General features: G+C 68.9%; 23 protein-coding genes. 9 read left to right on the top strand and 14 right to left on the bottom strand.

Features of this window, described 5'->3' with window-relative positions; all coding sequences use genetic code 11:
* Positions 1 to 611: CobD/CbiB family cobalamin biosynthesis protein (locus H5J31_RS35465; protein ID WP_181777055.1), on the bottom strand; the 611-nt coding region annotated here is incomplete at its 3' end.
* A gap of 37 nt (positions 612 to 648) precedes the next feature.
* On the bottom strand, positions 649 to 1,344 hold the full coding sequence (locus tag H5J31_RS35470; protein WP_181777056.1) for a FadR/GntR family transcriptional regulator: 696 nt from the start codon (positions 1,342 to 1,344) through the stop codon (positions 649 to 651).
* A 103-nt stretch (positions 1,345 to 1,447) separates the two neighbouring features.
* Between H5J31_RS35470 and H5J31_RS35475 the strand changes: the two genes are divergently transcribed.
* The 4 genes from H5J31_RS35475 to H5J31_RS35490 are packed head-to-tail and all read left to right on the top strand — an operon-like array spanning position 1,448 to position 4,196.
* Positions 1,448 to 1,942, top strand: a complete 495-nt coding sequence (locus H5J31_RS35475; RefSeq protein WP_181777057.1) for a gluconokinase — start codon at positions 1,448 to 1,450, stop codon at positions 1,940 to 1,942.
* Entirely contained in the window at positions 1,939 to 3,306 is a 1,368-nt protein-coding gene (locus H5J31_RS35480) for a GntT/GntP/DsdX family permease (RefSeq protein WP_181777058.1), read from the top strand. The genes H5J31_RS35475 and H5J31_RS35480 overlap by 4 nt, the downstream gene beginning before the upstream one ends.
* A 48-nt stretch (positions 3,307 to 3,354) precedes the next feature.
* The gene (locus tag H5J31_RS35485; RefSeq protein ID WP_181777059.1) at positions 3,355 to 3,690 is read left to right on the top strand and encodes an ArsR/SmtB family transcription factor; all 336 of its coding nucleotides are present in this window, start codon (positions 3,355 to 3,357) and stop codon (positions 3,688 to 3,690) included.
* Positions 3,687 to 4,196 (top strand): SRPBCC family protein, encoded by a 510-nt coding sequence (locus H5J31_RS35490; RefSeq protein ID WP_181777060.1) that lies wholly within the window; start codon positions 3,687 to 3,689, stop codon positions 4,194 to 4,196. The genes H5J31_RS35485 and H5J31_RS35490 overlap by 4 nt, the downstream gene beginning before the upstream one ends.
* Before the next feature lie 63 nt (positions 4,197 to 4,259).
* Here H5J31_RS35490 and H5J31_RS35495 read toward each other — a convergent pair whose 3' ends face one another.
* The 7 genes from H5J31_RS35495 to H5J31_RS35525 form a co-directional block, all read right to left on the bottom strand.
* Positions 4,260 to 5,264 (bottom strand): N-acetylglucosamine kinase, encoded by a 1,005-nt coding sequence (locus H5J31_RS35495; RefSeq protein WP_181777061.1) that lies wholly within the window; start codon positions 5,262 to 5,264, stop codon positions 4,260 to 4,262.
* The gene (locus H5J31_RS35500) at positions 5,249 to 6,514 is read right to left on the bottom strand and encodes a 6-phospho-beta-glucosidase (RefSeq protein ID WP_181777062.1); all 1,266 of its coding nucleotides are present in this window, start codon (positions 6,512 to 6,514) and stop codon (positions 5,249 to 5,251) included. Before H5J31_RS35500 ends, H5J31_RS35495 begins: the two co-directional genes overlap by 16 nt.
* Positions 6,511 to 7,404: a carbohydrate ABC transporter permease gene (locus H5J31_RS35505; RefSeq protein ID WP_181777063.1), complete on the bottom strand. Its 894-nt coding sequence runs from the start codon at positions 7,402 to 7,404 to the stop codon at positions 6,511 to 6,513. The genes H5J31_RS35500 and H5J31_RS35505 overlap by 4 nt, the downstream gene beginning before the upstream one ends.
* A 70-nt stretch (positions 7,405 to 7,474) precedes the next feature.
* Positions 7,475 to 8,464: a carbohydrate ABC transporter permease gene (locus tag H5J31_RS35510; protein WP_181777064.1), complete on the bottom strand. Its 990-nt coding sequence runs from the start codon at positions 8,462 to 8,464 to the stop codon at positions 7,475 to 7,477.
* 4 nt (positions 8,465 to 8,468) lie between these two features.
* A complete protein-coding gene (locus H5J31_RS35515; RefSeq protein WP_207899327.1) occupies positions 8,469 to 9,851 on the bottom strand; it encodes an extracellular solute-binding protein in 1,383 nt (460 codons plus the stop codon).
* Positions 9,852 to 9,861: 10 nt separating this feature from the next.
* Positions 9,862 to 11,112 carry an ROK family transcriptional regulator gene (locus tag H5J31_RS35520; protein ID WP_181777076.1) on the bottom strand — a complete coding sequence of 417 codons (1,251 nt, stop codon included), beginning with the start codon at positions 11,110 to 11,112 and terminating at the stop codon, positions 9,862 to 9,864.
* 206 nt (positions 11,113 to 11,318) lie between these two features.
* The gene (locus H5J31_RS35525; RefSeq protein ID WP_181777065.1) at positions 11,319 to 11,564 is read right to left on the bottom strand and encodes a hypothetical protein; all 246 of its coding nucleotides are present in this window, start codon (positions 11,562 to 11,564) and stop codon (positions 11,319 to 11,321) included.
* A 182-nt stretch (positions 11,565 to 11,746) separates the two neighbouring features.
* Here H5J31_RS35525 and H5J31_RS35530 point away from each other — a divergent pair, with 182 nt between their 5' ends.
* The 5 genes from H5J31_RS35530 to H5J31_RS35550 are packed head-to-tail and all read left to right on the top strand — an operon-like array spanning position 11,747 to position 14,561.
* The gene (locus H5J31_RS35530) at positions 11,747 to 12,067 is read left to right on the top strand and encodes a nitrate- and nitrite sensing domain-containing protein (protein WP_181777066.1); all 321 of its coding nucleotides are present in this window, start codon (positions 11,747 to 11,749) and stop codon (positions 12,065 to 12,067) included.
* Positions 12,060 to 13,307 (top strand): putative T7SS-secreted protein, encoded by a 1,248-nt coding sequence (locus H5J31_RS35535; RefSeq protein ID WP_181777067.1) that lies wholly within the window; start codon positions 12,060 to 12,062, stop codon positions 13,305 to 13,307. The genes H5J31_RS35530 and H5J31_RS35535 overlap by 8 nt, the downstream gene beginning before the upstream one ends.
* Positions 13,304 to 13,975, top strand: coding sequence for a hypothetical protein (locus tag H5J31_RS35540; protein ID WP_181777068.1), 672 nt, complete (start codon positions 13,304 to 13,306; stop codon positions 13,973 to 13,975). Before H5J31_RS35535 ends, H5J31_RS35540 begins: the two co-directional genes overlap by 4 nt.
* Positions 13,976 to 13,978: 3 nt before the next feature.
* Positions 13,979 to 14,269, top strand: a complete 291-nt coding sequence (locus H5J31_RS35545) for a hypothetical protein (RefSeq protein WP_181777069.1) — start codon at positions 13,979 to 13,981, stop codon at positions 14,267 to 14,269.
* On the top strand, positions 14,262 to 14,561 hold the full coding sequence (locus H5J31_RS35550) for a hypothetical protein (protein WP_181777070.1): 300 nt from the start codon (positions 14,262 to 14,264) through the stop codon (positions 14,559 to 14,561). The genes H5J31_RS35545 and H5J31_RS35550 overlap by 8 nt, the downstream gene beginning before the upstream one ends.
* An 86-nt stretch (positions 14,562 to 14,647) precedes the next feature.
* Here the strand turns inward: H5J31_RS35550 and nudC are convergent, their stop codons facing one another.
* Genes nudC through H5J31_RS35575 form a run of 5 tightly spaced genes read right to left on the bottom strand, consistent with a single transcriptional unit; the run spans position 14,648 to position 21,771 of the window.
* Entirely contained in the window at positions 14,648 to 15,664 is a 1,017-nt protein-coding gene (gene nudC, locus H5J31_RS35555; protein ID WP_181777071.1) for an NAD(+) diphosphatase, read from the bottom strand.
* Positions 15,664 to 17,040 carry a M16 family metallopeptidase gene (locus H5J31_RS35560; RefSeq protein WP_181777072.1) on the bottom strand — a complete coding sequence of 459 codons (1,377 nt, stop codon included), beginning with the start codon at positions 17,038 to 17,040 and terminating at the stop codon, positions 15,664 to 15,666. Before H5J31_RS35560 ends, nudC begins: the two co-directional genes overlap by 1 nt.
* Positions 17,037 to 18,341 (bottom strand): M16 family metallopeptidase, encoded by a 1,305-nt coding sequence (locus H5J31_RS35565; RefSeq protein WP_181777073.1) that lies wholly within the window; start codon positions 18,339 to 18,341, stop codon positions 17,037 to 17,039. Before H5J31_RS35565 ends, H5J31_RS35560 begins: the two co-directional genes overlap by 4 nt.
* Before the next feature lie 21 nt (positions 18,342 to 18,362).
* Positions 18,363 to 19,955, bottom strand: a complete 1,593-nt coding sequence (locus H5J31_RS35570; RefSeq protein ID WP_328701696.1) for a DUF2207 family protein — start codon at positions 19,953 to 19,955, stop codon at positions 18,363 to 18,365.
* Positions 19,956 to 20,001: 46 nt separating this feature from the next.
* Entirely contained in the window at positions 20,002 to 21,771 is a 1,770-nt protein-coding gene (locus H5J31_RS35575) for a DUF2207 family protein (protein WP_181777077.1), read from the bottom strand.
* Positions 21,772 to 21,952: the final 181 nt, after the last annotated feature.

The raw sequence follows: 21,952 nt of genomic DNA on the forward strand, positions 1-21,952 counted from the left end.
AGGTGGACGACTTCGTCGAGCCGGGCGACGAACCAGCGGTAGCGCTCGGGCCGTCCTCGGCCGAGGCTGCGCAGCATGCTGATCGCCCGCGAGCCGAGCAGGCCGGGGACACCGGCGAGTGCGCCCCATACCAGCGGCGCGACGACGACGTCCGCGGTGTTCTCGGCGAGGGTTTCGATCGAAGCGCGCGAGAGTCCGATGACGCCGAGGTCGTCGGCGACTCGTGGGTCCAATGAGGACAGTGTGCCGCGCGCGGTTTCGAGTTCGCCTTCTTCGAGGTCGCGCGCCAGTGATGTGCCGTGTGCGGCGAGTCCGGCGGCGCCGAGCACCACCCAGGTGCTCACCGCGGTCGTGGTCGCCTGAAGGACGGGGCTGCGTCGTCCGGCGCGTTCGGCGAGCACGCCCGCCAGCACGGCGGAGCCCGCGAGACCGCCGGTCCACAGCACGCCGGCCGCCGGATGCTTCTCCCGGACCTTCGCGTCCATCGCCGAGGCCGCCCGGGCGAACGCCGCCACCGGACGCCGTGATCGGGGGTTCCCGATCGCCCCGTCCGCGGCCACCCCCAACACCAAGCCGATCGCGCGTGCCGCGCTCACCGTCGCCCCCCGCATGCAGTCCCTCGAATGACCTGCAGAGATTACTCGAAGATCATCCGTCCAGGAGGACGGCCATCTCGTCACGCGCCTGGATGACGATGTCCCGCATGGCGCGTTCCGCCCGGTCAGCGTCACCGGCGTCGACCGCGGCCGCGACTTCGACGTGCAGGGCGACGGCCTCGGGCTGCGGCTCCTCCGGCATCAGCCCGTGCCCGGTACGCCCGGCGAGCACTTCGGCGACCACCGCGGAAAGCTGCCCGAACATCGGATTCCGTGACGCGGACAGCAGCAGATCATGGAAGGCGATGTCGTGGTCCAGGAATGTCGCGAGGTCCTTCCGGTGTGCGGTCTCTTCCAGCCGCCGCGCCAACGCCCGGAGACGTCCGCCTTCTTCCGGCGTCGCCCGCAGCGCGGCGAACCGGGCCGCGCTCGGTTCGACGGCGGAGCGCAGCTCGGTCAGCGTGCGCAGCGCGGTCTTCCGTTCGCTCCCGTCCAGCTGCCAGCGGAGCAGCCTCGGGTCGTAGTGGTTCCACTCGCTCGGCTCGCGCACGATCATCCCGACCCGGCGTTTGCTGCTGGTCAGGCACATCGTTTCGAGGACGCGCACCACCTCGCGCGCCACCGTGCGGGAGGCGCCGAACCGCTCCTGGAGCTCGTCGGACCGCAGCACCGAACCCGGCGGGAGCTCCCCGTTCGCGATCGCGGCGCCGAGCGCGTCGAGCACTTCGGCATGTCTGTCGTTGCCCACCTGGCGATCTTAACGTTCTGACTCGATTAAGTAGTACTTCATCTTGCTTAAGTAGTACTTTTGGGCTGTACTCGTCCCGGCTACAACGATGTGGGAGGTACGGATGACGGTCATCGTGGTGATGGGTGTTTCCGGCTCGGGAAAGACGACCGTGGGCACGGCCTTGGCCGAACGGCTCGGCGTCGACTACGCGGAGGCGGACACGTTCCACCCGCAGGCGAACATCGACAAGATGAGCTCCGGCCACCCGCTGAACGACGAAGACCGGCAGCCGTGGCTCGAAGCCATCGCCGACTGGATCCGCGAACATCAGGATTCCGGCGGCGTGGTCACGTCCTCCGCACTCAAGTACCGCTACCGCGACATCCTGCGCAACGGCGGGAAGGTCTGGTTCCTGCATCTCCACGGCGACCGCGCCCTGCTCGCCGAGCGGATGGCGACGCGCTCCGGCCACTTCATGCCGGTGTCCCTTTTGGACTCCCAGCTCGCCGACCTCGAACCGCTGCAGCCGGACGAGTTCGGTCTCGTCGCCGATATCGCGAAAACGCCGGAAGAGATCGTCAACACCAGCCTCGCCGCCTTCAAGGACCACTCATGACCACCACTCTCGCCGCCGCCTGGACCGGACACGACACGCGCCTCATCGGCGCGACGGTGCTCGCCATCGCCGTGATCGTCGTCTTGATCACCAAGGCGAAACAACATCCGTTCCTGGCCCTGATCCTCGGCTCCGGCGTACTCGGCCTGGTCGGCGGGATGCCGGTAGACAAGCTGATCAAGAGCTTCAGCACCGGCGTCGGCTCGACGGTCGCCTCGGTCGGCGTGCTCATCGCACTCGGCGCGATGCTCGGCAAACTGCTCGCCGACTCCGGCGGCGCCGATCAGATCGTCGACACCATCCTGCGCCGCGCGGGCGACCGCGCCCTGCCGTGGGCGATGGCGCTGGTCGCCGCGTTGATCGGGCTGCCGATGTTCTTCGAGATCGGCCTGGTCATGCTGATCCCGGTCATCCTGCTGGTCGCCAAGCGGACCGGGAAACCGTTGCTGATGCTGGGAATCCCGGCGCTCGCCGGACTTTCGGTGCTGCACGGTCTCGTCCCGCCGCACCCCGGCCCGCTCGCCGCCGCCGGCGCGCTGAACGCGAACGTCGGCCTCACGCTGGCCTTCGGCCTGCTCGTCGCGATCCCGACGGTGATCATCGCCGGTCCGCTGTTCGGCAAGCTGGCCGCCAAGATGGTGCCGGACGCCGTGGCGCCGGAACGGCTCGTCCCCGAGTCGTCCTCCGAAGAGGGACGTCGCCCCGGCTTCCTCGCGACGCTGTCCACCGTGCTGCTGCCGGTCGTGCTGATGATGGGCAAGGCCCTCGCGGACATCCTTCTGGAGAAGGAAAACCACGTCCGCCGGGTACTCGACTTCATCGGCGACCCGCTGGTCGCCCTGCTCGCGGCGGTCCTGCTCGGCATGCTCACCCTGGGCAGGTCCGCGGGCTTCACCCGCGACAAGCTGTCCTCCACCTTGGCCGATTCGCTCCCGCCGATCGCCGGGATCCTGCTCATCGTCGGCGCGGGCGGCGGCTTCAAGCAGACCCTCGTCGACGCCGGGGTCGGCAACGTCATCACCAGCCTCGCGACCGGCGCGAACCTCTCGCCGCTGCTGCTCGGCTGGCTGGTCGCGGTCGCGATCCGGCTCGCCACCGGCTCCGCGACGGTCGCGACCGTGTCCGCGGCCGGCATCGTCGCGCCGCTCGCGGCGACCATGGACCCGTCGCACAGCGCGCTGCTGGTGCTGGCCATCGGAGCCGGTTCGCTGTTCTTCTCGCATGTCAACGACGCCGGGTTCTGGCTGGTCAAGGAGTACTTCGGGCTTTCGGTCGGGCAGACGCTGAAGAGCTGGTCGATCATGGAGACGGTCATCTCCGTGGTCGCGATCGCCCTGATCCTCCCCCTCGGCGCGCTCCTCTAGCGAAAGCCCCGGTTGACACGTGACCTTTTGGTCACCTATTCTTCCGTTGTGCCCGACGACGACCTGGTTTTCAAGGCCCTGGCGGATCCGACTCGCCGGTTCCTGCTCGACCAGCTGTTCGCGCGTGACGGCCGCACGCTGACCGATCTCGAGTCCGAAGTGGACATGAGCCGGTTCGGCGTGATGAAGCATTTGAAACTGCTGGAAGAAGCCGGACTTGTCGTCACGCGCAAGGAGGGCCGGGAGAAGCGGCATTTCCTCAACCCGGTTCCGATCCGGCAGATCCACGACAGGTGGATCGACAAGTTCACCGAGCGCAACGTGACCGCGTTGCTCGATCTCAAAGCCGAACTCGAAACCCCCGAACCCGAGGAGCCGTCATGACCGACACCCAGGTTTACCGCGTCTACATCAAGGCCACCCCCGAGAAGATCTGGGACGCCATCACGAAGCCCGAGTGGTCGCAGAAGTACGGGTACACCGGCCTGGTCGACTACGACCTGCGGCCGGGCGGCAAGCATGCCACCCACCCCACGCCGGACTACGTCGAGGCCGGGTTCACGAACGATCTCGTCGATGGCGAGGTGCTGGAGGTCGACCCGCCACGCAAGCTGGTCATCACCTGGAAGCTGCTGATGGACCCGTCCTTCGACAAGGAGCCCTACACCAAGCTCACCTACGAGATCGAAGAGACGAAGACAGCCGGCACCCGGCTGACGGTCACCCACGACGTCACGGACGCGCCGACCACGGCCGCGCTGGTCAACGGCTCGCAGGAGGACGTCAACGCCGGACCGGGCGAGAACGCCGGTGGCGGCTGGGCCTGGATCCTCTCGGACCTCAAGTCGCTGCTGGAGACGGACGCGCCGCTGGTGCCCGCCGCTTCCTGAGCCGATGTCCGTGAAGGCCTCCTTCCCTACCTTGAGAGTAGGGAAGGAGGCCTTCACGGACTTTCAGACCCGTTTGGTGGCGGCCTTGAGGGCGGCCTTGGCGGAGTCCGCCGCGCCGACGGTGTCCAGCCCGAACAACGCCGCGCCGACCACCGGGGCGACGTCGACAACGCTGACGGAAGCGCGCGGGGCCACCTTCAGGCACCGCCGCTCGATTTCCGCGATCACCTGCGCGCCGACGCCGGTCAGCACTCCCCCGCCGAGGATGACTTCGGGCGCCTCTTCGGTCAGTTCGAGCCGCCGGAGGATGACCGCGACCAGCACGGCCACTTCCTCGACGAACCGGGTGACGATGTCCTGCGCCACCTCGTCGCCGCCCGCCGCGACGGCGAACAGCAGCGGGCACAGGCCGTGGATCGAGTCGGAGTGCAGTTCCTCGAAATGCAGGCGCTGCACCACTTCGAACACCGACGACGCCCGGAAGTGGGCGGCGACGGCGGCCTGCAGCGCGGTGCCGGGGCCCCGGCCGTCCTCGGCGCGGACGGCCCACCACAGGGCCTCCTCGCCGAGCCGGTAGCCGCCGCCCCAGTCGCCGGAGATCTTGCCCAGCGCCGGAAACCGGTGTTCACGACCGTCGGCGCGGATGCCGGCGCCGTTGATCCCGGCGCCGCACACCACCGCCACCCCGCTCCCGTCGGAACTGCCCGCCCGCAGCAGCGCGAGCGTGTCGTTGCCGACGATCAGCGTGTCGCTCCAGCCCCGTGCGGCCAGCGCCGCGTGCAGGATCCTCTCCTCCTGCGGGAAATCCAGTCCCGCGAGGTAGGCCGAGGTATGTGTCGCGAAAGGACGGTCGCCGGAAAGCCCTGCCCCGCGAAGGGCTTCCAAGACCAGCGCCTCCAGCGCGCGGACACTGGCGTCGACCCCGATGTTCTGCGGGGACGCGCCCGGACCACGCGACTGCCCGAGCACCCGGCCGTCCCGGGAGACGATCAGGACGTCGGTCTTGCTGTTGCCGCCGTCGATCGCGACGACGACGTCGGCTGAGCCGGCCGTCATGCTCCGGCCCACGGCAGGAACTGGCGATTGATCTGCACCAGCGTGTCCGCGAGCTGGTCGGCCTTCGTGTACTGGCCGATCAGCGGATGCGCGAGCAGTGCGTCGGCCACCCGGTCCCGGCCGCCCTTGATCGCCGCCTCCAGCGCGAGATGCTCGTACGCGGTCACCCCGGCGATGAGCCCGGCGAACCGCTGCTCCACCGGCGGCTGCGGGATCGGACGCGGCCCCTTACCGTCCACAAGGGACGGGACCTCGATGACGGCGTCGTCCGGCAGGAAGTCGAAAGTGCCTTCGTTGCGGACGTTGACGACGTGCTCCTCCGCGGGCCCGCCCGAGGTGAGCGCGTGCACGAGCTGCACCGCGGCCTCGGAATAGTAGGCACCGCCCCGCTTTTCCAGCTGCTCCGGTTTGGTCACCACCTCCGGGTCGAGGTACACCTTGAGCAGTTCCTCCTCGACGTCGCTGACGACGTCCGCGCGCGGCCGCTCGGTGCGCTGCTTCACGACCTGCTCGTCGTGCCCGTAGTAGTACTTCAGGTAGTACGACGGCACGACGTTCATCCGCCGCATCCATTCGACCGGCGCGGTGACGTGCTCACCGAGGAATTCCGCGTGCTCCGCGAGCAGTTCCGGCAGACGGTCCTCGCCGTCGACGAGCACCTTCCGTTCCCAGCTCAGGTGATTCAGCCCGGTGTGCACGAGTTTGACGTCGTCGACGCCGGCGCCGAGCAGATGCGCGAAGGTCCGCTGCAGGTGGATCGCGACGTTGCACAGCCCGACGGCGCGGTGGCCCTCGTTCAGCAGCGCACGGGTGACGATGCCGACCGGGTTGGTGAAGTTGACGATCCAGGTGTCGTCGCCGGCGATCTTCCGGACCCTGTCGGCGATGTCGAGCACCACCGGCACGGTGCGCAGCGCCTTCGCGAGGCCGCCCGCGCCCGTGGTCTCCTGCCCGACACAGCCGCAGGCGTGCGGGAACGTCTCGTCCCCGCGCCGCGCGCGTTGCCCGCCGACGCGCAACTGGATCAGCACCGCCGACGCGCCCTCGACACCTTCTTCGAGACTGGAGGTGGTGCGGACCCGCGCCGGATGTCCGGCGTGGTTCAGCAACCGGTTGCTGAAGTCGCCGACCGCCTCCACCCGGTAGGCGTCCGGATCGATCAGCACGATCTCGTCGACGTCCAAAGTGGACCGCCGTCCGGCGATCCCGTCGATCAGTTCGGGCGTGTAAGTGGACCCACCACCGACGACTGCCAGTTTCATCCCTTGACCCCTGTGAATGTGACGCCCTTGACGAAGGACTTCTGTGCGAACACGAACAGCACGATCACCGGCAGCATGATCAGCGCGGTGGCCGCCATGGTGAGGTTCCACTCGACGTGGTGCATCCCGCGGAACGACGCGATCGCCAGCGAAAGCGGCCAGCTGTCCCGGGTCTCACCGGTGTAGAGCAGCGGACCGAAGTAGTCGTTCCAGGTGAACAGGAAGCAGAACATCGCGGTCGCCGCGATCCCCGGCTTCGCCATCGGGATCAGCACCTTGACCATCGTCTGGAACTCGTTGCAGCCGTCGATCTTCGCCGCTTCCAGATAGTCCTTCGGAATGGTGAGGAAGAACTGTCGCAGCAGGAAGATCGAGAACGCGTCGAAGAAGAAGTACGGCACGATCAGCGGGACCAGCGTCCCGGTGAACCCGAGCCGCACCCACAGGTCGTACAGCGGCACGACGGTGACCTGCGGGGGTAGCATCATCGCGGCCACGGTGAGCATGAAGAACAGGTTCTGCCCACGGAACTTCAGCTTCGAAAGCGCGTACGCCGCCGGGATCGCCGAAATGAGCGCTCCCAGGGTGGCCAGCGTCGAATAGAGCATGCTGTTGCCGAAGTACTGCAGCAGCGGCGCTTTTTCGAACACCTCGATGAAGTTCTCGAAGTGCCATTCCTTCGGCCAGAAGTTCGACGAAAGCGCCTGGTCGCTGGACATCACCGCGGTGAGGAACACGAACAGGATGGGCAGCATGAAGATCACGCCCATCGCGATCCCCAGGCTGTGCGTGGCGATCCAGTACAGCTTCTTGTCCCACTGGCGCCGCATCCGCACCTTCGGCGGTTCGGACGCCGGGGCGGTGTGCCGGGGCTCGGCCAGTGTGGTCATCCGCCCGCTCCGCTCATGCGGGGCACCCGCACCCGGTCGGGGCCATGAACAGGCTGTCGCGAGGATATGATCATGCCCCCTCCTCCTGGTGCTGGGACTTACGAAGCTGCCGCACGAGAATCCAGGTGAACCCGGCCGAGACGATGAACAGCAGGACCGCCATCGCCGCCGCGTAACCCATGTTGAAGTACCGGAAACCCTGGACGTACAGCCAGACCGGATAGGTCAGCGTCGAGTTCTGTGGCGCACCGATGAATCTCGTGTTGCCCGCGACGTCGGCCGCTCCGGCCGCCGCCGAGCCCGCGACGATCGCCTGTGTGAAGAACTGCAACGCGAAGATCATCGAGTTGACGACGCCGAACAGCAGCACCGGCGAGATCGACGGCAGCGTGACGTGCCAGAACCGGCGGACCGGACCGGCGCCGTCGAGTTCGGCGGCCTCGTACTGTTCCTGCGGCACGTCGAGCAGCGCCGCCAGGATGATGATCATCAGCTCGCCCGAACCCCACATCACCAGCAGGGTCAGCGCGGGCTTCGACATCGCCGGGTCGTTGAACCACAGGCCGCCGTCGATGCCGACCGCGCTCAGGAACGCGTTGACCGGGCCGTATTCCGGGTTGAACAGGAACACGAACGCCAGGGTCGCCGCGGCGGGCGGGGCCAGCGAAGGCAGGTAGCAGAGCGTCCGGACCAGGCCGACGCCCGACTTCAGCCGGGAGATGATCGACGCGGTGCCGAGGGCGAACACCACACGGCAGAACGTCAGGACGATCACCAGCCACAGCGTGTTGTACGCGGCGGTGCCGACCAGCGGCTCGCTGGTGAACATCCGGATGTAGTTGTCGAAGCCGACGAATTCCGGCGCGTTGATCAGGTCGTAGCGGGTGAACGAGTAGTACAGCGTGGCGATCAGCGGGTAGCCGAAGAAGATCAGGAACCCGAGCATCGCCGGTGCGATGAAGTAGAAGACCGTGCGACGGCGGCGCGCTGCGTTCCCCTTCCGCGTCCGGGTGGACGCGGAAGGGGAACCGACCGCCCTGGAATCCAGGGTCGATGTCATGCGATCAGCCGCCGGCGCGTTTCTGGGCCAGCTCGTCGTTGATCTGCGCGTCGACCTGCTTCAGGCCCGCGGCCATGTCGGGGATGTTCCCCGCCTGCCACTTCTCCGCGAAGTCGTTGACGGCCTTGAGGTGCGCGTCGCCGATCGGGGTCGACGGGTTCGGCAGCAGCTTCCCGCCGTTGTACAGATCGAGGAACGTCTTGAACTCCGGCGTGACCTCGAGCTTCGGGTCGGTCAGCGCGGCCTTGGTGCTCGGCACGTTCTTGAGGCCGTTGGAGAGTTCGACGAGCGTCGACGTGTCCAGGGTGACCTGCTTGATCAGTTCCCAAGCCGCACCGGGGTTCTTGGCGCCCTTGGGGATCGCGATGATCGTGCCCGTGGTGAACGCGCCGCCGTAGCGGTCCGGCTTGCTGTCGAGCACCGGCGGGGCCGCGGTACCGAACTTCAGAGCCGGCGCCTGGTCCTTGATGAACGCGGTGCGGTACTCGCCGTCGATCATCATCGCGAGCTTGCCGCGCTGGAAACCGTGGTCCGCCGAGTACTCCTCGCCGAGACCGGCCTTGAACTGCTCGACCTTGGCGTGGCCGCCGTAGAACTCGACGAGCTGCTTCTGGAAGTCGAACATCGCCTTCCACTCGGGGCTGTCGGCGAGGTGCGACTGGCCGTCCGCGCCGAGGTAGGTGGCACCGAAGTTCGGGGCCCAGTACTGCGCGTAGTTGGCGTAGAACGGCATCGACGGCAGGAAGCCCGCGGTCTTGATCGAGCCGTCCGGGTTGAACTCGGTCAGCTTCTTGGTGGCCTCGAACAGTTCCGAGGTCGTCTTCGGCGGCGACGTGATGCCCTTCGCCGCGAACATGTCCTTGTTGTAGTAGAAGCCGTAGACGTCGGCGAGCAGCGGCATGGCGCAGCGCTTGCCCTGGAACTCGGTGTAGCTGCGGACCGCGTCGGGGATCTGCGTCAGGTCGATCTTGTCGCGGTCGATGTAGGGCTTGAGGTCCTGGAAGCTGCCCGTGGAACACCACGCGCCGAGGTTGTCGGTGAAGAACGAGATCGCCACGTCCGGCGGGTTGCCACCGCGGATGGACTGGGTGATCTTATCGTCGTCCTGCTGGCCTTCGTGCTTGATCTCGATGTTCGGGAACTTCGCCTTGAGCTTGTTCAGCCCGGCGGTGACCACGTTGTACTCGCGGTCGGTGAACTTGCTGTAGACGGTCAGCGTGAGCTTCGCGTCCGCGGCGGGGGCGGCCGCCGCGTCACCCGCCCCATCCTTCGGGCCGCTTGCGGCACCCGAACAAGCGGACACCAGCGCGGCGACGGTGACCGCGCCGAGCACTATCGAGCCGCGCCAACGGCGGCCACTTCTCCGAACCTGGGTCGTGGAACTCATGACCCTCCTCCTAGTTGGTTGGGGCGGGAGACGGTGGTTCTGTTCGTGAATCCGGGATCGCCACGATCGGATGGGGCTCTCCCGCCCCGGACCGGCGAGGCCCGAGGAGCGAAGGGGTGTTGACGCCGAAGACGTCCCTGCGGACGGTGGCGAGGGCGGACTGCAAAGCGCCCTCGCGCACCGCGTTGCCCTGCACCGAAGCGACACCGACCGGCGTACGCGGCAGGACGAGTTCGTGGAGCCTTTTCGCGACCAGCGCGGCGAATTCGTCGCCACCGGCACGGCTCGTGTCACCGGAAAGGAGCACGAGCTCGGGATCGACGACCGCGATCAGGTTGGCCGCCCCACCCGCGACGCGGCGGGCGAGGTCGTCGAGGAAGTCGTCGGCGTCGATTTCGCGGGCCTTGGTGACGGCGTCGGAACCGGTTTCGGCCTCGATACCGTGCGCGGCGGCCAATCGGACGACGGCGGGCGACGCGACGAGGTCACCGAAACGGTCTCCCTCGCGCGGCTTCTTGTCCGACGCGGCAAGGGAAGCCGGGTCGGGGACGCGCATCCAGTCGATCTCGCCACCGCCGCCGGTCGCGCCGCGCAGCAGCCGCCGTCCGACCACCACCGCACCGCCGACGCCGTCGCTGAGCCAGATCATCACGAAGTCGTCGAGGCCGACGGCCTGTCCGACGGTCATTTCCACGATCGCGACCAGGTTGACGTCGTTCTCGATGGTGACGCCGACGCCGAGTTCCTCGCTGAGCCTGGTCGGCACGTCGAAGCCGAGCCAGCCGGGGATGTGCGGTGCGGAGGAGAGCAGGCCCGTACGCGGGTCGAAAGCACCCTGCGCGCCGATGACGACGTGACGGAGATCGGTGGCGGCGAGGCCTGCTTCGCTCGCGACGTGGGTGAGCGCCGCGCCGAAGGTGCCGACGACGTCCGCGCCCTCGTGCACCGGCAGCGGGACCTGGTACTCCGCGAGCACCGCGCCGGTGACGTCGGCGACGACGAAATCGGCCACGTGGGGCGTGAGATCCACGGCCGCGACATAGGCGATACCGCCGTTGACCTGCCACAACTGCGCCCGCGGCCCGCGTCCTCCGCCGCGCACGCCCGCCTTGGCGACGACGTCGTCCTGTTCGAGGCGGGTGAGCAGCTGCGCCGTCGCGGGCTTCGAGAGGCCGATGGCGACTTCGAGCTCGGAGCGCGTCAGCGGGCCCTCCCGGAGGAGGACCTCGATGGCCGCACGATCGTTGATCTCGCGCAGCATTCGCGGACTGCCGGCTCGCACGTGGACTCGCTCCCACTTCGTTAGGAAACTTTACAGACGGTTTCCGGGGACTGTAGTGAGCCGAGCCACAGCCGTCAACGGGGTGATGAAACAGGGAGATAACGCTTCGCGCGTCCCGTTCAGCGGTACCTGACGACGAAGGGCCGCCCAGGAGTTCCTGGGCGGCCCTTCGGCTGAGCGTTCGATCAGAAGTTGGGCTGCACGTACAGGTCGTACACCCAGTAGAACGTGGGCGAGGGGTAACACATCCACCCGTCCCAGTCCCCGGCGATGCGGCCGTGGTGGCCGGTGATTCCGCAGTCTTCCTGGCTGTACGAACCGAAATACTCGTAGTCCGAGGCCTGCGCCGCTTCCGCGGTCACGGCGCTGATCGAGGCGAAGGCCGCGACAGCGGCTCCGGCGACGGCAAGCCGCTGCAAGGTGTTCTTCATTCTTTTCCCAGTGTCCCCACTCGATGATCCTGAAACCGGACGGCGGGAGGGTAGCGGACGCGCACCGCCTCCGTGTCACGGTTTCAGCCCTGGCTGAAACCCTAGGACGATTCGCCCATTCGGCCCACACTGGCGGGCCCGTCGTCCTACGCTCGCTGCCCATAAGAGCCACTGGGGGCGAAATGCCGGATTTCACCGTCGACATCGACGGTATGGACGCGCTGGGGAAGAACCTCGGCCGTGCCGTCGACAACATCGATCAAGCCATCAAGAAGATGCAGGACATCGGACCCGACTCGATCGGACCCGACGACCTCGACGAGGCGTGCGCCGATTTCAAGGACGACTGGGAGGGCGGCCTGCGTGAGCTTCGCCGGGCCGTCGACGAGATGAAGGGCGGCCTGAACCAGGCGATGAAGGGGTATGCCGAGCTCGAAGCCGGGCTGACCGACTCGCTGAAGCAGATGGCGGGCGACATGGGAAGCGGGCAGGCGAATGGCTGACGACTTCTCGGCGCTGGGCTTCGATCCCGCGCGCGGCAACGTCGGGACCGTCCGCGACCTCGCCCGGCAGATGACCGACACGGGCAAGTACGCGAACGAGGCGTTCGAAGTCCTGAAGAACGTCAAGGACAAGCGGGAGATGTGGACCGGCACCGCGGCGCAGGCGTTCACCTCGCGGCTCGGACCGCTACCCGAGTACCTCGAAAAGAGCCACAAGTCGCTGGACAAGGCCGGCAAGGCGCTGTCCACCTGGAGCGACCGGCTCGACGCGCACCAGCGGAAGGCGCGCGAACTCGAGGCCGAGGCGAAGAAGGCGAAGGGAGCGGCCGAGCAGGCGGACTCGGCGGCGCGCTCGGCCCGGCAGTCCGCCATGGGCAAGCCGGACGACGCGAACCTGCACAACGCGGCGGTCGACAAGATCAACGCGGCGAACGCGGCCTGGGACCGGCTCGCCGATCTCCGGAAACAGGCGGAGAACCTCAAGGACACCTGGGAAGACGACGCCGACAACTGCGCGGACGAACTCAAGGACGCCGCGGGCGAGGCCCCGACCGAGTCGTTCTGGGACTCGCTCGGGTCGATGTTCGACGACGTCGGCAAATGGCTGAAGGACCACCTCGGCGACATCGGTGACATCGCGGGCATCATCGCCGCGGTCGCGGGCGCGCTCGCGTTCATCCCGATCCTCACCCCGATCATGGGCCCGATCGCCCTGGGCGCCGGCGCGGTCGCGCTGCTCGCCCACGGCGCCGACATGGTGGTCAACGACAAGTGGGACGACCCGAACGCCTGGGTGTCCCTCGGCGGCGACGTCATCGGCATGATCCCGGGCGTCGGCGCGGTCGCGAAGGGCATGGACGCGGCGACCACCGCGCTCTCGGGCGTGGACAAACTCGTCGACGTCAGCCGCGCGACCGGGATGATGAACACCGCCGCCGACGCGATGGTCGCCGGCGGCAAGGCGTTCTCCGACGACATCGCCAAGGTCGTCGGCGGTATGCAGGATCCGGCCAAGGCGTTCAGCTGGATGGCGGACAAGGCGATGGGCGTCGGCCTGACCGCCTCGCCGGAACTGGTCGCCATGAGCAACAACGTCGCCAAGGTCATCCAGGGCGGCACCGGCGTCGCGCTGCAGGTCCCGAGCGCGCTCGGGCTGTTCGACACCACGGAAGCGACCACCAACGCGAAGAACACGACAGGCGCCATCGGCGCGATCCTCGGGGGTATCTCGCTGAAATGATCACCACACTCGAACCGGGCGCCACCCCGGCGGCGAAGGTCCCGTTCCGGTTCACCGTTCCCGAGCAGCTGCACGAAGTCGACTTCGCCGAACCGGCCGACGCGCGGATGCGCCGGGCACTCGAACAGTGGCCAGCCGCGCTGCGTGGCCTGACCCCGCAGCAAGCGGTCCACCTCGCGCTGACGCAGGAGATGTCCCTGGCCAAGCTCCGCGAAGAGGGCGCCGTCTATGTCGGGCAGATCTTCGCCCGGTCGGATCACGATCCGGCCCGCGTCACCACCGGTCAGCTGGCCATCATGGTCAAACCCGCCGACCTGCGGGCGGAACAGCCCCTGGCCGCCATCGCCGGCGGGCTCACCGTCCGGGGCGAACCGCGGGAAATCGGGTACGCGGACTTCCCCGCGGGCGAGGGTCTCGTCGTCGGCGAAGAGGTCACGGTGTCACTCCCGTTCACCCCGCTCGGCAGGCGGACACCGGTCACCCACCGGATGCGGCAGGCGCAGATCGTCTTCGCCTTCCCGGACAAGCGCCGGCTGGCGATCCTGTCCGTGTCCACCGAGGATTTGGCAGACTGGCAGGCCTACCTCGCGATCTTGAACGGAGTGGCGAAGAGTGTCTCGTTCGATCCCCCGGCTCCGCCGTCGTCGATCACGAACCAGCTCGGCTGAGCGATGACCGTCCTCTACGCGGCCTTTCCCGTGCTGGCGGTGTGGTTCGTCATCGGTTTCGTCCGGCGCTCACGACAGAGCCTGAGCCAGGGCTGCGACCGGGCGCTGAAAGATCTTTCGCGGCACGGGCAGGTCCCGGTCTGGACCGCGTATCCGCTTTCCGAACCGATGATCAAGGAACTCGCGGCGAGCAAGGGGTTCCGGTACACCGGCGACCGCCGGACGTACAACGGGACACGCACCCTTCTCTTCGAAGCCCCGCGTGCGAAGAGGAAGTTGTCGCTCGATGACTGAGAACGCGGTGAACCTGCTCCTCGTCGTCCCGGCGCTGGCCGTCGTCGTGGTCCTCGGGATCGTCCAGGCCATCGGCGTTCCCGACGGCAGACTGCGCGGACGGCGAGAAGCGCAGCTGCTCGCCCTGCGCGACTCGGTCGCCGCCACCGGGGACCGGATGGAGCTCGATTGGTCGCGCTACAAGGAAGTTCCGAAAGAGCGCGTGCTGGCCTTGGCCGGCGAACAGGGCTGGACGCTGACCGGCGAGGAGATCCAGGAGCGAGCCTGGGTCCTGCGTTTCGCCCGTTCGTAGCGCGGCAGACCGGCCCGAGGTGGTCGTGAGTGGCGTTTCGGGTTAGAACCCGAAACGCCACTCACGACCACGGCGACGCGATCCCGTCAGGAGACCCCGGCCCAGGCCGCCAGCATCACGCGAGCGATAGAGGAGTTCCCCGGCAGCACCAGGTGCGCCGCGCCACCGGCGATCGGGGTCGGCACGGCACCGGAATTCCGCAGCTGACTGTTCGCGAAAGCGGCCCGCACTTCCGCCCGCGAAACCCACAGTGCCTCTTCGATCTCACCTTCCGCGGGTACGAGCGGAGCGGAGATGTCGGCGCGTGCGGTGAAGCCGAGCATGATCGACCGCGGGAACGGCCACGGCTGGCTGCCGAGATAGCGGATGTCGTACACGTCGACGCCCACCTCTTCGCGGATCTCCCGCTCGACACACCCTTCGAGCGACTCCCCCGCCTCGACGAAACCGGCGAGGATCGAGTACCGGTTCTCCGGCCAGATCGGCTGCCGTGCCAGCAGGACGTGCTCGCCGTCGACGCCGTCGTCATCGTGCACGAGGCAGATCACCGCGGGGTCGGTGCGCGGGTATTCCTCCCGGCCGCAGCCGGTGCATCTGCTCGCCCAGCCCAGCTGGACGAGTTCGGTCGCGCTTCCGCACCGCGTGCAGAACTTCGCCTGGTGCCGCCAGTTCCCCAGCGCCTGCGCGGTGGTGAACAACCCGGCCGACGTGTCGTCGAGCAGGTCGCCGTAGCCGCGCAGGTCGACCCAGATCTCGCCTTGATGCCGCGGGACCTGTTCGACGACGCCCCAGCTGCCCGCCATCTCGACGGTCTCGGTCTCCCCGGCGGGGCGACCGGGCAGCGACCAGAAGTCGGTGCCCTGCCACTCCCCCAGGAAGACCGCGTCGGCGGGCGGCTCGGCGCCGAAGTCCTGCGTCTTGCGGGTCGCCAGCCTCCCGGAACCCTCGACCACCGGCGTGCGCGAGTGCTCGTCGAGCAGGACGACGCGCGCGTCGGGCCAGCGGGCGAAGAGCCGGTCCGGGTTGGTGCGCAAGGATTCCTGACGGTCCGCCGTGGAGCGCGAAAGCGTCGGGAGCGCCCCCAACCCGAACGGCTGCTTCATCAGGCGGGCTCCCCGATGGTCACGTCGCCGAGCGCCTGCAGTTTCGGCGTGAGGACGTCGGCGTCACCGACGACGACCCCGGTGAACCGCTTGGGCGCGAAGAACTCCAGCGCGGCGGCGGCGACGTCCTCGGCGGTGACGGCGGCGAGCCGCGCCGGGTGCTCGGCGAGCCATTCGGCGCCCAGTCCGGTCGCGGCGAGCGCGGCCAGCTGCGCGGCGAGCCCTCCCTGCGACGACGCGGCCGTGACCAGCGAACCGATCGCGTACTGCCGCACCGACTCGACCTCGTCGGCGGTCGGCGGCACGAGGCCGAGCCTGGCCAGTTCGTACCGCGTCTCCATCAGGGCGGCCGCGGTCGCGTCGGTCGCGGTGTCCGCGTCGACGTTCACCACGGCGGTCTGGTCGGTGAACTCGAACCCGGAGTGGGCGCTGTAGGTGTAACCCTTGTCCTCACGGATGTTCTCGACCAGCCGCGACGAGAAGTACCCGCCGTACGCGAGGTTCGCCAGCTGCAGCGCGGCGTACCTCGGGTCCGTGCGCGGCACGGTCTGCGCGGAAAGCCGGATCTGCGACTGCACGGCGCCGGCCCGCGGCACCAGCAGGACGTTGCCGCCGGTGAGGTCGGGCAGTGCGGGCAGGCGGACGGCGGAGGCGTCCGAAGCCCAGCCGCCGAGCGCCTTCTCCAGGTCGCCGATGACGGTCTGCGGGTCGATGTCGCCGACGATCACCAGCACGGATCCCCGCGGCAGCACGGAAGCCCGGTGCAGTGCGCGCACGCGATCGGGCTCGACGGCGGCCACATCGTCGGCCTGCGGGACCTCGCGCGTGGCCGGGTGGTCGCCGTAGCGGTGCTTCTGCAGCGCCTCGCGGGCGATCGTCCGCGGGTGCGTGCGGGAGACGGCGATGCGCTCGATCAGCCGCTCGCGTTCCCGCTCGACCTCGGCGTCCGCGTACGACGCGCCGGTGAGCGCGTCGGCGAGGACGTCGAGCATCGTCGGCAGGCCGTCGGCCAGCGCGGTGCCGCTGAGGACCAGCCGCTCCGGGTCGACGCCGGACGACAGGTCGCCGCCGATCAGCGCCAGGTCGGCGTCGATCTCGATGCGGTCGCGGCGGGCGGTACCGGTCAGCAGGGTCTCGGCCAGCACCTCGGCGGTCGCCGGGTGCAGTGCGTCCTCACCCGCGAACGGGATCCACACGCGCAGCTCGACCAGCGGAACGGTGGGCTTGCGGACGGCGAGCACCCGCAGCCCGTTGGACAGCGTGGTGTCCACATGGGACAGGTCGGCGGCGGCGCGCTGCGTCCCCAGCGGCGGGACCGGACGCGGCCCGGCGGCCGTGCGGCCGATCTCCTCGGCGGTGCGGTGCGGTGCGCTCACTGCTCGGTACCTTCCTGGTCTGAAGATCCACTACCCGGGCGGATGACGAGGACGGCGCGCGAATCCGGGCGCAGTGCCTTCGCCGCCGCCGAAACGGCTTCCGCGGTGACCGCCGACATCTTCTCGGCGAGCCGGTACACCAGCGACGCGTCGCCGTAGAGCAGCTCGAACGAGCCGAGGGCCAGCGTGCGGGACACCAGCTTGTCGTGCTCGGAGTGCAGGCTGGCCGCCCAGCGCGCGGTGACCTTCTTGAGTTCCTGGTCCTCCGGCGGCGTGGCCGCCAGCTTCTCCAGCTCCTCGTCCAGCGCGGCGAGGACCTGGTCGGTGCTCACCTCGTGCGGGTGGATCGCGGTGATGGTGAACGTGTCCGGGTCGCGTGCCTCGAACGGGCCGAACAGTCCGGCCCCGGCGCCGATGTCGACGACCAGCGGTTCGCGGTGCACCAGACGCTGCTGCAGGCGGGAGCCGTCGCCGTCGGTCAGCACGCCGGCGAGCACGAGGTTCGCCAGGTAGCCGTCGAGGTCGTTGATCGGATCCGGCATGCGGTAGCCGACGCCGACCGCGGGCAGCGGGGCGTGCGCGTCGACCTCCTCGCCGCGCAGTTCGCCCTCGGGGGCGGGCTCGGCGAACGACGGCCGGACCGGCGCGGGCCGGTGCGGGATGTCGCCGAAGTGCTTCTCGATCAGCTCGCGGGCGTTGTCGACGGTGAAGTCACCGGCGACGGTGAGCACCGCGTTCGCGGGCGAGTAGTAGGTGTCGAAGAAGGCCGCGCAGTCGTCCAGGGTGGCCTGTTCGAGGTCCTCGAAACCGCCGTAACCGTTGTGCGCGTTGGGGAAGGTGGAGTACAGCACCGGCGGGAGCAGGATCCACGGGAACCCGCCGTACGGCCGGTTCTGCACGTTGAGGCGGATCTCCTCCTTGACCACGTCGATCTGGTTGGCCAGGTTCTCCTGCGTCAGCTTCGGCGCCCGCATCCTGTCCGCTTCGAGGAACAGGGCGCGCTCGAGTGCCGCCGCGGGGAGCACCTCGAAGTAGTCCGTGTAGTCCGGATGGGTGGACCCGTTGAAGCTGCCACCACTCGACTGGACGTACCGGAAGTGCGCGAGCTTCTCCAGGCTCTCGCTCCCCTGGAACATCAAATGCTCGAAGAGGTGCGCGAAACCGGTGCGCCCTTCGGGCTCGGAACGGAAGCCCACGTCGTAGTGAACGCTGACACCCACCACCGGAGCGGTCTCGTCGGGCGCGAGCACCACGCGCAGACCGTTGTCGAGGGTGAATCGGACAAGCTCGGGATCGGCCATGCGCACCACCCTACGGGCTAGTCAGGCCTTCAGGCGACGGCCCTCGCGGGTGGCGGCGAAGGTTCCCACGAGCGCGGCGGTGAACTCGCTCACCCGCGCGACGGGCAGCTCGTCGGCGCCTTCTCTTCCGTACCAGTAGATCTTGGGCGGCCCCTTCAGAGCGGCGAAGCCGGCGACCCAGTGTTCTTGTTCGCCCAGAGCGAGCGCGTAAGGCAGCGCCCGCGAAAGGAGCACCTCGCGTTCGAGCTTCGGGACGGCGCTCGCCTTGGTCTCCACGAGGGCGTCGCGGACGCCGAGCAACCTCCTGTGCAGCGCGACGCCGCTGCCGGTGCGCACCGGCAGCCACCGGGCGGCGACGGCGAGTACCGCACCCGCGGCGATGACGATCAGGCCGAGTTGCGCGTAGCCGACGGTCAGCGCCAGCAGGACGGTGAGGAACAGGCCGTAGAAGCAGACCCGCAGCCCGGCACGGGTGAGCTCGGCGGGCCGACGCGAGTACCAGCGGCGCTCGACGACGCCGTCGTGCAGGACGTCGCGCACGGCCCCGATGCCGATCCGCGCCGCCTGGACCTCCGAGAGCAGCACCGACTCCCGTTCGTCCGGCAGCAGGACGTCGAACACCGCGCGTTCGAAGGCGGTGAGCTGCTCGTCAGGCGGATTACGGCGGACCAGCCGCCAGTCGTTCAGCTCGCCGGACTCCTCACTCACCCACAGGTAGTTCCGGACCGCGAGGTCGACGACCGTCGCCGCCAGGTCGACGGCGTCGGCGCGGCCCGAAAGAACGGTTCCGACCTGTCCCGGCAGCACACCGTCGGGGGACGCGAACGCGGCTTCGTCATCCTTTCCGGTAAGCAGGCGGACCGGGAGTGCGCCACCCGGGTGCTTGTCCCGTCGTCGTAGCAGGCCCAGTGCGACGGCGGCCGCGACCAGGGCGAGCGCGAAGCCGCCCCAGGCCCAGCCGACCGGCGTGGTGAGCACGAAGGCGCCCGCGAAGGTCTTCGACGGCTCCAGCCGCGCGTTCGCCGGAACGGTGCCGGCGGGCAGCTCGACGGAGATCTCCATCCGCTGGCCGGTGGCGAGGTTCTGCTGGCTGAACCGGGTCAGGCCGGAATGCGCGATCTGCGCGGTGCCGCAGTGCCCCCGGGTTCCCTCGGGACCGGCGTAACAGGTGACCGCGTTCGGGATGACCGGCGCGGCGAAGCTCGCGCGCACGAGTTCGAGCCGGGTGTCCCAGCCGCCCGCGAGCTGCCAGCCGACCCGCAGCAGGCCGTCGGCTTCGGCGACCGCACCGTCCACTGTGTACCGGACGATCGACGTACCGCCCTTGAGCCGGACGGTGAATTCGTCGTCGGTCAGCTCGGAGTTACCCGCCCCTTCGATGGTGACGTCACGGATCCCGATGATCCGGTCGCGGTCGCGCGGAGCGGCCGTCCGCAACGGGACGCGACGCGTCATCGTCGCTTCGCTCGGCACGGACACCGCCTCGACGACCGAAAGGGCACCGTCGCGTTCCACCTTGAGCGAGATCTCCGCGCTGTTGGGTAACGCGGGCAGCTGCGGTTCGCCCTGCGCCCGCGCCGGTGCCGCCCCCAGCCCCGTCAAGAGCACGGCCACCAGCACGCATTTAGTCCTCTGAATGCGGTGGTTACGGGTCTTCACGTCAGGCGGGGACCGGTTCCGGGCGGATCGAGCGCAGATGACCGGATTCGGCGAGCAGACCGTCCAAAGCGGACAGGAAGGACGGCAGATGCGCGGCGAAGCGGCGCAGGTCCCGGTCGCCTTCGAGGCCGCCGAACCAGTACAGCCCGGCCGAACCGTCCGCCGACGGGTCGAGCCCTTCGAAGGTCCGGAGCCAGTGCTCGGTGTCGCCGAGGACGATCGCGTACGGAAGCGACCGTGAGAACACCATTTCCTGGTCTCCCACCGGAATCTCGCCGACCTTGACCGTGTGCAGGTACTCCAGCAGCCCGCGTACCTGGCCGACCAGCCGCCTGCCGCGCGAAGTCCTCGGCGGTACCCACGAGGCACCCAGCAGCAAGGCGACCCCGGCGAGCGCGAGCGCGACGCCGAGCAGCGCGTGCCCGGCGGTGAAGGTCAGGACCACGGTGCCGACGAGGCCGAGCGCGACCAGGCCGACGCCCGCCCAGGTGAGCTTGCTCTTGCCCTTGTCCGGGCGGCGCGAGAACCAGCCCTTGCGCACGACGTCGGCGTACATCGCCTCCCCGGCGACGCGGAGATCGACGGTGCCGCGGCCGCGGAGTTCCGACAGCAGTACGGAATCGGTGCCCTCGGGCAGGATCGCGGTGTAGATCTCGCGTTCGAAGGCGACGAGGTGCTCGTCCGGCGCGTTGCGGCGGGCGATCTGCCAGTCGACGGTGCCGGCGCCACGGACCTCGGCGATCCACAGATAGTTGCGGACCGCGAGATCGACCACCGTGCCGCTGACGTCCACGACGTCGACCGTCTCGTCGACGACGGTGCCGACCTGGCCGGGCAGGACGCCGTCCGGTGAAGCGAAGGAGACACGGTCGCCGTCACGCATGAGGACGTCGACCGGGCCGGTGCCGGCGGTCAGCGCGCCCCGATCGCGGCGCCGCAGCAGCCAGACGGCGAGCGCGCCGAGAACGAGGAACAGCGCGAGGGCCCCGAACCCGATGCCGGTGAGCGTCGTGAGGGCGAACGCGCCGCCGACCGAGGCGATCTGCTCGAACCGGGCGTTCGCGGGCACGGTGCCCGCCGGAAGCTGGACGGCGAGGTCGACCCGCTCCCCGGCCGCGAGCTTGTCCTGTTCGATGCGGACGACGCCGCTGTGGTCGGTCTCCGCGAGGGAGCACTGCCTGTCCGAACCGACCGGCCCGGCGAAACAGTCCACTGTGGGCATTTCCCGCGTCGGCGCGCTGAACGAAGCGGACACCCGGGACAGTTCACCGTCCCAGCCGCTCGCGACCTGCCAGCGGACCTGCAGCGCGCCGTTGGCGTCGGCGACCGCTCCGTCCACTTTGTACTTGAGGGTGGATTCGCCGCCGTCGAAGGTGGCGACCAGCTGCTCGCCGGTCAGCTCGGTCTTGCCCGCGCCTTCGACCGCCGCGTCACGGATCCCGTACACGCGATCCTGCTCTTCACCGGCGGGAACCCGCAACGGGATGCGCCGCACCAGGTGCTGTCCACCTGGGACGGTCACCTTTTCGGTGATCGACACCGAACCGTCGCGTTCCACCTTGACCGCGACGTTCGCGGCGGCACCGGCGGGCGGCTGGAGCAGGCCGAGTTGCCCGCGCGCGCCGAGCGGCGGCGGCTTCGGCAATTGCGGCGCGTTCGTCAGCGAAGGGCCCGCGTCGGGCGCTTCCGGAACGTTCGTATCCGACGGTGGCGCCATGAGCGCCGAACTCGCCGCGACGGCCAAGACCGCCGTCCCCCATTTCGTCAACACAGCCACACACTCTAGGGCAGCCGATCTATGCTGACCGCCGAAACGCCGAAACCGCTACCTGGGTGAACGGCGTTGCCGACCGCATGGGGGATCCACTCGATGAACCAGCAGCCGCCCGGCCCGCCTGATCCGCGGCGCCGGCCGACTCCACCGCCCAATCCACCACCGAATCCACCGCCAC

This window comes from Amycolatopsis pittospori (assembly GCF_013870525.1).
GTDB lineage: Bacteria > Actinomycetota > Actinomycetes > Mycobacteriales > Pseudonocardiaceae > Amycolatopsis > Amycolatopsis pittospori.

Coding starts and splice junctions, on each gene's coding strand:
- H5J31_RS35475 (WP_181777057.1), top strand. CDS start 1,448: ATGACGGTCATCGTGGTGATGGGTGTTTCCGGCTCGGGAAAGACGACC.
- H5J31_RS35480 (WP_181777058.1), top strand. CDS start 1,939: ATGACCACCACTCTCGCCGCCGCCTGGACCGGACACGACACGCGCCTC.
- H5J31_RS35490 (WP_181777060.1), top strand. CDS start 3,687: ATGACCGACACCCAGGTTTACCGCGTCTACATCAAGGCCACCCCCGAG.
- H5J31_RS35500 (WP_181777062.1), bottom strand. CDS start 6,514: ATGAAACTGGCAGTCGTCGGTGGTGGGTCCACTTACACGCCCGAACTG.
- H5J31_RS35505 (WP_181777063.1), bottom strand. CDS start 7,404: ATGACCACACTGGCCGAGCCCCGGCACACCGCCCCGGCGTCCGAACCG.
- H5J31_RS35510 (WP_181777064.1), bottom strand. CDS start 8,464: ATGACATCGACCCTGGATTCCAGGGCGGTCGGTTCCCCTTCCGCGTCC.
- H5J31_RS35515 (WP_207899327.1), bottom strand. CDS start 9,851: ATGAGTTCCACGACCCAGGTTCGGAGAAGTGGCCGCCGTTGGCGCGGC.
- H5J31_RS35520 (WP_181777076.1), bottom strand. CDS start 11,112: ATGCTGCGCGAGATCAACGATCGTGCGGCCATCGAGGTCCTCCTCCGG.
- H5J31_RS35525 (WP_181777065.1), bottom strand. CDS start 11,564: ATGAAGAACACCTTGCAGCGGCTTGCCGTCGCCGGAGCCGCTGTCGCG.
- H5J31_RS35530 (WP_181777066.1), top strand. CDS start 11,747: ATGCCGGATTTCACCGTCGACATCGACGGTATGGACGCGCTGGGGAAG.
- H5J31_RS35535 (WP_181777067.1), top strand. CDS start 12,060: ATGGCTGACGACTTCTCGGCGCTGGGCTTCGATCCCGCGCGCGGCAAC.
- H5J31_RS35540 (WP_181777068.1), top strand. CDS start 13,304: ATGATCACCACACTCGAACCGGGCGCCACCCCGGCGGCGAAGGTCCCG.
- H5J31_RS35545 (WP_181777069.1), top strand. CDS start 13,979: ATGACCGTCCTCTACGCGGCCTTTCCCGTGCTGGCGGTGTGGTTCGTC.
- H5J31_RS35550 (WP_181777070.1), top strand. CDS start 14,262: ATGACTGAGAACGCGGTGAACCTGCTCCTCGTCGTCCCGGCGCTGGCC.
- nudC (WP_181777071.1), bottom strand. CDS start 15,664: ATGAAGCAGCCGTTCGGGTTGGGGGCGCTCCCGACGCTTTCGCGCTCC.
- H5J31_RS35565 (WP_181777073.1), bottom strand. CDS start 18,341: ATGGCCGATCCCGAGCTTGTCCGATTCACCCTCGACAACGGTCTGCGC.